Below are 7133 nucleotides of genomic sequence, written 5' to 3'. Positions count from 1 at the left end.
CGGCTTCTTCCCCAGGAAGATCCATGCCGTCACAGCCGAAGGATTCATCCTAAAGCTAATCCTCTTTATCTTCGCCTACACGCTAGCTCAAGTAATTGAGTAGCTCGCAACTTGAGTTAATTACTTGAGTAACTACTCAGGTTGAAGTTATTTATACTCGCTGCATAATTGCTACAGCAACTCTGCAGCATGGCGTTTTACGTTAATGTTCTCTGTCACAATCTGGCCGTCGAACAGGTTTACAATGCGGTGCGCGTACTCAGCATCAGAAGGGGAGTGCGTTACCATTACCACGGTAGTACCAGCATCGTTCAGCTCCGAGAGCAGGGTCATTACCTCACGGCCGTGTACCGAGTCGAGGTTACCTGTCGGTTCGTCAGCAAGTATAAGGGCAGGGTTAGAAACTGTTGCTCTGGCGATAGCCACACGCTGCTGCTGACCACCCGACAGCTGCTGCGGGAAATGGCTGCGGCGGTGTGCGATGCCCATACGCTCCATAGCCTCCTGCACACGCTTGGTTGTATCAGCTTTGGATACGCCCAGGTAAGCAAGTGGCAGGCCAATGTTTTCTTCCACCGTCAGTTCATCAATCAGGTTAAAGCTCTGGAAAACGAAGCCCAGGTTTTCTTTGCGAAGCTTTGCACGCTGCCGCTCAGTAGCACGGCTGATATCCTGACCCAGAAACATGAAAGTGCCATCGCTGGGAGAATCGAGCATGCCCAAGATATTAAGCAGCGTTGATTTACCGCAACCAGACGGGCCCATGATAGCCACAAACTCTCCTCTGGCAATTTTGAGGTCTACGCCTGCAAGGGCAGTTGTTTCTACTGTATCAGTTACATAGCGCTTTTGCAGGTTCTTGGTTTCAATTACAAATTCTTCCATGTCTGTTTAGTTATAGGAGGTTTACTATCTTTTTAGTTTTATTTTGTACTAATGGGCTTTGATTGTTGGTTGGTTAAACTGCTGTTTACTCTTCTTGCATTGATACTTAAATGCTTCGTTGCGATCTAGACGCAAAGTATTGCGCCTCTACATTACCACAATAATTAACAATTTAGCAATTCAACAATTTAACCATTTACTTTAGCTCAAGCCTGTCAATGTCGCCGTAGCTGTCGTAGGATGATAACACTACTTTCTCGCCGGGTTTCAGGCCATTTAGAACTTCGTAATAGTTCGGGTTCTGGCGGCCAAGCTTAATGTTTCTTTTCTCTGCGTAATCCCCTGATTCATTTACAACAAAGATCCAATTGCCACCTGTGCTTTGGTAAAAGCCACCACGTGGTATAAGTACAGCCTTGCCACCATCGTTTAGGTTAAGCTTGAGTTGCAGTGTCTGGCCACGACGTATGCCTTCCGGAGTACCCTCAGCAAATTCCAGATCTACCTGAAATGTATTGTTCTGCACTTCCGGGAAAACTTTGGTGATTTTTACTTTATGGTTCTGGCCATTAAAGTTAAAAGTACCGGTAAGGCCTGGGTATACTCTGGAAATATAGTGCTGGTCTATTCTGGATTTTACCTTGTAGCCGTTTACGTCGTCTATCTGGCCAATATTTTCACCAGGACTCTTAGACTCGCCCACCTCTGCCTGCAGCGTGGAAAGCTGGCCGGTAATAGGTGCCACCACATACAGGTTATCCAGTGTGTTACGGGCCATATTAATGTTTGCCCGCATGCGTCTGATAGATTCATCCAGTTGTTTCAATCTGTCATCCATCAGTTTAGCATCCTGCTTTACAGAACGGTCTGCAAGTGTTTTGCGCTTGCTTAGGTAATTGTACTCGTCTTTAGAGGCTTCGTATTCTTCCTGCGGAATCACTTTTTCTGAGATGAGCATTTTATTGCGCTCATACTTGCGTTTAGCCAAAGCCAGGTTGTAATCAATTTCTGCGAGTTCGTTCTCTTTCCTGATCAGGTCCTGCTTCATGGTTATCTCAGAGTTCTGGCGTTCGTTCATGAGGTCATACAGTTGTGTCTCACGCGTCATAAAGTCGATTTGGAGCGTCGTGTTCGATAGCTTCAGGATAGTGTCACCTTTCTGTACCATACGGCCATCGTCTGTATAGATCTTGTCAACGCGTCCTCCCTCGGTTATATCCAGGAAAAAAGTATTAAGTGGTTCCACAGAGCCATCTACTGCAATAAACTCCTGAAACATACCTTCCTGCACATCACCAATCGTTACGCGCTCGCTGTCTACGTTTAGTTTTGAAGTATGATCAGCAAAAAGAAGATTGTAGATAACAAGTACCAGCAACAATGCACCGCCGGCAACAAGGGCAATTTTTTTTGGAGTATACTTTTTCTTCTCAATAACTCGATCCATGGTAAAATTTAATAGTATAGTGGATGCTTTTTTATAGTTTGGAAATCAATTGCCAATAAATGTGCCATTAATTGTATATTATTGCCAATCAGGTAGTTGTGTGTAAATGTGTATGATTTAATGTGTGTGCCTGTCCGATTACGAACACTAAACTGTCTGCCAGCGAACAGTAAGGTGTGATCAGCTTAACCTGTATCCGAGGATAAGATATAACTTATGAAATATACTTAGCCGGCGTTTTAGCGAATTATCTAAAAAACTGTACTTTTACATACATTGACTTTGCAATATAACCCGATAAACTATGAGTAAAGTACCGTGCAAGATACTGATCGTGGATGACGAAGAAGATATACTGGTAGCAGGCAGATTGTTGCTAAAGCAGTATTTTGCTACTGTATTAACAACATCCGACCCGTACCATATCCCTGCCATGCTTCAGGAGCACGGCTTTGATGTAGTGCTGCTGGATATGAACTATAGCACTGGTGCTACCTCCAGTAAAGAAGGGTTTCATTGGCTGAAGCAGATCATTAATCTATCGCCGAAAACAACTGTTATACTTATGACAGCCTACGGCGATATTGAACTGGCCGTACGTGCCTTAAAAGAGGGAGCCTCAGATTTTGTGCTTAAACCATGGCAAAACGAAAAGCTGGTTGCCATCCTAAAAAATGCCTGCCAGAATAAAATCAGCGAAAGCAGGCAAAGCGGAGAGGTAACAGCAAAGCAAAATACCACTTTCCACTACGATGAGTTTATAGGTGTATCGCCGGCCATGCAGCGTGTGTACCAAACCATAGACAAGGTAGCTGGCACCGATGCCAATGTACTTATACTTGGTGAAAACGGTACAGGTAAAGAGGTGGCAGCACGCGCCCTGCACCGCAAATCCAAACGTGCCGATAAAGCATTTGAGAAAGTGGACCTTGGTGCTGTAAGTGAAACACTTTTTGAAAGTGAACTGTTCGGCCATGCAAAAGGTGCTTTTACCGACGCCAAAGAAGACCGTGCAGGCCGCTTTGAGGCGGCTACTGGTGGTACACTATTTCTTGACGAGATCGGCAATCTTTCTTTGGCGTTACAGGCAAAACTTTTAACAGCTTTGCAAAGCCGCCAGATCATCAGGCTTGGTACAAACAAGCCACGGCCGATTGATATCCGTTTGATCTGCGCTACAAACATGCCGTTGTATAACATGGTGCGCGAAGGTACTTTCAGGCAAGATTTGCTGTATAGAGTTAATACAGTAGAAATACTCCTGCCACCACTGCGCGAACGCCGCGAAGACATTGAATTACTGGCCAATCATTTTCTGCAGATATACACCCAAAAGTATGACCGTCCAGCGTTAAAAATGAGCGAGAGCACATTGCGCCGCCTGAAGGAGTACCACTGGCCAGGCAACATACGCGAGCTTGACCATGCTATGGAACGTGCTGTTATACTTTGCGATGGGACCGAATTGCACCCCGACGATTTCTACCTGGCACCCAATGAATCATCGCAGATGCAGCAGGAGATGCAACCAAAAATAAATGCAGACGAGCATACCTTGGAGAGCCTGGAGAAATTGATGGTTCAGAAAGCTTTGGTAAAGCATGCCGGAAACATTACACATGCTGCCAAAGAACTTGGTATTACCCGAACAGCCCTTTACCGCAGAATTGAGAAGCATGGGCTTTAGGGGATTCCGGTTAAACCTGCTTTTACGCCTGCTGCTGCTGGTTATTGTGATTGTAGGCTTTCTGGTAATTATTTACCGCACTGATTGGTATGTTACGGCATTTTGCCTTTTGCTGCTAGCCTCGTTCCTGGTTTACGACCTGGTATACTTTGTAGAACGAACCAATCGCGACATCAGCAGCTTTTTAGAGGCCATGCTACATTCGGATTTTACGCAGCGGTTTGCCATCCAGAACAAAAACTCCTCTTACCGGAATCTATACCAGAGCTTTAATGCCATCTCAGATGCTTTTATGCGGATAAAGGCTGAACAGGAGGCCCATTATCATTATTTGCAGGCCATTGTAGAGCAGGTAAGTGTAGGTATAATTACCGTTGATGAAAACGGAAATGTGCTGCTGGCAAACAAGGCTGTAAAGGATATGCTGCACGTAGCTTATTTGCAGCATATACAGGTTTTGGAGCGTGTAAGCCACGAACTGCTGCAGGCAATAAAAACTACAGCCAACAACGATAAAGCATTAGTGACTGTGCAGTCCGGGCAAAATCAGTTGCTGGTAAATGTGCATGTAACTGAAATAATCTCGCAGGGGCGCAAACTCAGAATAGTAACACTGCAAAATATACAATCTGAACTCGAGGAGAAGGAATTGCAAACCTGGCAGAAAGTGATCAGGGTGCTTACCCATGAAATCATGAATTCCATTACACCTGTTATTTCGCTTACCTCTACCATAGGCAGCCTGGTGCAGAGCGAGATAGTGGAAAAGTACAGGCAAGGGCAACTGATAGAGGAGGAAAGCCTGGAAGACATACAGGCCGGACTGCAGACCATTGAGAGAAGAAGTGCCGGCATGCTGAGCTTTGTGCAAAGCTACCGCCGCCTGATGCGCCTGCCAGCCTCTGAGCTGCATCCATTAAAAGTAAACGAAGTGCTCCGTAATGTACACCGCCTGCTGGAGGCCGATATGCAGGCCCAGCATGTACCTCTTAAAATGTACATGCCCGACGAAAATGTGATGATCATGGGGGATGCGGAACAGTTGGAGCAGGTACTTATTAACCTGATAAAAAACGGTATGGAGGCCTGCAAAAATATGAAAAGCCCATGTGTAGAAGTGGTGGCTTACCTGCCGGAGCAGGAACGTGATAAAATAAGAATTGATGTGGTGGATAACGGCCCAGGTATTCCGGAAGATGTACTTGATAAAATATTTATACCATTCTACACCACTAAAAAGCAAGGCTCCGGCATTGGTCTGAGCCTTTCTAAACAGGTAATGCAGCAACACGGCGGCAGTATAAGAGTAAGCACCAAACCCGGCGAAACTACTTTTACGCTGCAGCTGAAAGTAATGAGTGCATGAGTGAATTTGTGATTGAGTGAATGCTCAAATACAGCTTCATTCAGTTATACTTCAGCTATTGCTTAAATTCTCTATTATCAAAACCTCCAGTAACAAATCCGGGATGTGCCACTTTCAGGATAGTAAGAAGAAAAAACTACATCCACTCATCTAAATCAAACATACTGCTGTATAACCTGAGTTAGTTGCTGTGCAGGCATGGCACCGGATTGCCGCCATACTTGCTGGCCTTTGCTGAAAAGTATAAACGTGGGCACCCCTTGCACTCTGAACTGCGAAGCGGCACTATGGTTATTGTCTATATTCACTTTTACCACTTTTAGCTTGCCGTTATATTGGCTTGCCACCTGCTCAATTACTGGGTTCATGGCCTTGCAGGGGCCACACCAATCGGCGTAAAAGTCTACCAGAACGGGCATCCCCGGACTGTTGATCAATTCCTGAAATGATTTCTTGGGCATAGTAAAAGTATTAAATTACAGATTTATACTTGTACGTTTGCAAGTATAAAACATGTTTCGTGATCAGGCTTAGACGACAGATTAATAGGGATTTAATTGATTGGATAGAATGCTTCTGATGTATCGGCCCTACTGCCCCTCTCCCGAAACAAGTCCGGGCTCTCCGACTTGTTTAAGGCGGGGAATTCTGCTGTTACTCTTGCAAAAATATTAGCTCTGTAGCTGGTGCTTAACCTCACTTTACACAAGATCCTTCAAGGATGACAAAGAGGAAAAGCAGGGGCAGTAGGGGGCCTAGCACAACTAATCAATCAAATCAATTTAATCTCCTTAATCACCGGTCCATCTTTGTAGCTTTTATAGAATATACCATAGGTAGTTTATCCTCGTAGCCTTTTATGCGCCAGAAACCGTCTTCGCCCTGCACCATGTTGGCAAAGCAGTTGTACGGCGAGTAGGGGAACTCATGCAGAAACTCCGGGTAAATACCTCGACTGGTAAGTGCTGTTACTACCTCGCCTAAACCGTGGTTCCAGCCATATTCTACTTGTTTGATCGGGGCATTCCTGTCTGCATAGGTGCCTTCTGATTCGGTTACGATTGGGGTGTGCGTGTTGTGGTATGGGTAAACGATCTTCTCAAAATTATCATCGAACATCCACAGCACCGGATGAAACTCAGCAATGTAAAATGTGCCGCCTAGCTTGAGGAAATGATCAATTATATCAGCCCACTTATTCAGGTCGGGCAGCCAGCCGATTGTGCCGTAAGATGTAAACACGATGTCAAACTGGCCTTGCAGATTTTCCTTCAGGTTGTAAAGGTCAGATCGCACAAAAGTAGCCTCCAGGTTAAGCTTATCTCTTAATATTTCGGCCTGCCTGATAGCCTCATCAGAAATATCGATGCCTGTAACATCTGCGCCTAATCTAGCCCAGGAAAGAGTGTCCTGCCCAAAATGGCACTGCAGGTGCAGCATACTTTTGCCTTTTACATTTCCTAACTCCGAAAGCTCTATTTGATTAAGCGATGTTTCTCCGGCCATAAAGGCAGGCAGATTGTAAAAATCAGAATTCAGGTGCACTGGTGTTTTCTTATTCCAAAGGCTGCGGTTGGCTTCAAAGTATAAGTTATAGTCTTCCATTTTGTTTAAAGTATAAATAATTGGTTGTGGTCTACAATGTATGATATTGGAATAAGTATGACAGCAAGGGTGTTTACAGGAAGTTATGTGCGAGATAACTATCCAGATAAACTGCCCCTACTGCCACAGTGTGAAAGTAGTGA

6 protein-coding genes and 1 pseudogene are annotated in these 7133 nt (G+C 44.9%); 3 read left to right on the top strand and 4 right to left on the bottom strand.

Translation table 11 applies throughout. From position 1 onward, the window contains the following. Positions 1-103, top strand: a pseudogene (locus tag K0O23_RS20665) (IS982 family transposase); the annotation flags it as partial. Between the two features lie 68 nt (positions 104-171). Here K0O23_RS20665 and K0O23_RS19970 read toward each other — a convergent pair. Further along, positions 172-885 (bottom strand): ABC transporter ATP-binding protein, encoded by a 714-nt coding sequence (locus K0O23_RS19970; protein ID WP_219879229.1) that lies wholly within the window; start codon positions 883-885, stop codon positions 172-174. Positions 886-1081: 196 nt separating this feature from the next. Next, on the bottom strand, positions 1082-2332 hold the full coding sequence (locus tag K0O23_RS19965; protein WP_219879228.1) for an efflux RND transporter periplasmic adaptor subunit: 1251 nt from the start codon (positions 2330-2332) through the stop codon (positions 1082-1084). A 304-nt stretch (positions 2333-2636) separates the two neighbouring features. Here K0O23_RS19965 and K0O23_RS19960 point away from each other — a divergent pair, with 304 nt between their 5' ends. Beyond that, entirely contained in the window at positions 2637-4019 is a 1383-nt protein-coding gene (locus K0O23_RS19960) for a sigma-54-dependent transcriptional regulator (RefSeq protein WP_219879227.1), read from the top strand. Beyond that, on the top strand, positions 3934-5385 hold the full coding sequence (locus K0O23_RS19955; RefSeq protein WP_246597239.1) for a sensor histidine kinase: 1452 nt from the start codon (positions 3934-3936) through the stop codon (positions 5383-5385). The genes K0O23_RS19960 and K0O23_RS19955 overlap by 86 nt, the downstream gene beginning before the upstream one ends. A gap of 155 nt (positions 5386-5540) precedes the next feature. Here K0O23_RS19955 and trxA read toward each other — a convergent pair whose 3' ends face one another. Together trxA and K0O23_RS19945 are read right to left on the bottom strand one after the other, a co-directional pair. After that, complete coding sequence (gene trxA, locus K0O23_RS19950; protein WP_219879226.1) at positions 5541-5846, bottom strand: thioredoxin; 306 nt, start codon at positions 5844-5846, stop codon at positions 5541-5543. Between the two features lie 334 nt (positions 5847-6180). Next, positions 6181-6990: a class I SAM-dependent methyltransferase gene (locus tag K0O23_RS19945; protein ID WP_219879225.1), complete on the bottom strand. Its 810-nt coding sequence runs from the start codon at positions 6988-6990 to the stop codon at positions 6181-6183. Positions 6991-7133: the final 143 nt, after the last annotated feature.

This window comes from Pontibacter aydingkolensis (assembly GCF_019443125.1).
In the GTDB taxonomy this organism is placed as follows: Bacteria; Bacteroidota; Bacteroidia; order Cytophagales; family Hymenobacteraceae; genus Pontibacter; species Pontibacter aydingkolensis.
This window is presented reverse-complemented; position numbering and strand designations above follow the sequence as displayed.